The sequence below is a fragment of the Paraglaciecola mesophila KMM 241 genome (genome assembly GCF_000315015.1).
In the GTDB taxonomy this organism is placed as follows: domain Bacteria; phylum Pseudomonadota; class Gammaproteobacteria; order Enterobacterales; family Alteromonadaceae; genus Paraglaciecola; species Paraglaciecola mesophila.
The window spans coordinates 1-1,349 of record NZ_BAEP01000048.1 but is presented as its reverse complement, the minus strand read 5'-3'; the positions used below and the strand labels follow the sequence as shown (position 1 = coordinate 1,349).

The following is a 1,349-nucleotide window of genomic DNA, read 5'->3' as shown; positions in this document are numbered from 1 at the left end:
AAAACGCGCATAAGACATTGCAATTAACACATCTAATGCATCTTTTGTAGCCTACTCCCCCTGCCTGAAAATTGACCTTGCGCGCCGTTTTCTCCGTCAATGCTCAATATTCCAGTAAAAATCCCCAATCATTCAGATCAAAAGAACTTTAACGCCCATTGAGGAGTATTTTCCCCTATGCAGGAGAGTTTTTTATACGATTTTAAAGATGGCTGTCTTTGTTAGTAGCATATACAGCGCCAACATGAGAGCTAATATCAGCGCTACAACCAATACCAAGACAAGTAGTTGAATACGCGCCTACATTGAGAGGTTGTTTAAAGCTTACGCCCCGTCAACAATGGGTTAATTCGCGATAAAGATAGAGAAAGAGAAAGAGCAAGAGCAAGAGCAAGAGCAAGAGCGAAGCTTTCAACGTGAAATACAGATATCACGAGGAATAACCATTGAAGAAACAAGCTTCATCTAATATGTAGTAGCTCATATCTAATCTGACATTTTAAAATTATGGATTCGACCAAATCGTACAGTTGATTAGATCTGCTATGGGCGATAAGCAGCCTTTCGAGCTTGATGATTTTAACGCTAGCATTTGCGGAAGGTCTGGAGCGCAGCGGAAAACCAGTCCGACAACATGCGCTTGGTATGTCGACATATCAATTGAACACTTAACTACAATTTAGGATGACCCTTCAGTATGGTTCGCTTAATTTCACCATGTGTTTCACTTGATTCACTCCAGCTTTCTCCCAATTTACGACCTTTTAGGTAAAGGCAAAATTCTCTGGGCGGATTATATGGCTGAGGAAGTGTAGTTCCGCACATGCTGTCTCTCGTTACCCGCCATTTACCACCGCTCAATAGTCCTTGTTTAGCAAAGCTTTTAAATGAATCATCTGATTCAAAATACATAATACTCTCCGCAAACCTATTTATAATTTTAATAGAGTTGCCAGATAACAAATTATGAATTTCTTCACTATTGGTATCAGAAGCGTATGTGTTTACACATGAGAATATAGACACAAGGGCGATCATTACCTGTGATTTACAACACTTAGATTTAAAGTACATACTCTTCCTTAGATAAGCCATAACGCCCGCATCTAACGAATCCCCTCATAATTATGAGCAGAAACAATAATATAGACACGCACGGTACTATTTGATGTCTTTTATCAAGAAAGAGGATTTCGCCAAAAACTAACCAAGCTGTTATGGGCAAAGAATAACACCATGCATGATATTTCTATCTTACACGATTTGCTCAAAAAGCAATGCCCAAAGAAAAGAAAGGGCAGAAAAGAAAGACACCCATGATAAAAATGGTCAATTTTCAGGGCTGAACT

The 1,349-nt window shown here is 39.1% G+C and carries 1 protein-coding gene; it reads right to left on the bottom strand.

The window, feature by feature from the left end; translation table 11 throughout:
* Positions 1-672: 672 nt before the first annotated feature.
* Positions 673-1,074: a hypothetical protein gene (locus GMES_RS11265; protein ID WP_085949607.1), complete on the bottom strand. Its 402-nt coding sequence runs from the start codon at positions 1,072-1,074 to the stop codon at positions 673-675.
* Positions 1,075-1,349: the final 275 nt, after the last annotated feature.

What these genes read in the sequence shown, in the direction of transcription:
- GMES_RS11265 (WP_085949607.1), bottom strand. Translation starts at nt 1,074, where the DNA reads ATGTACTTTAAATCTAAGTGTTGTAAATCACAGGTAATGATCGCCCTT.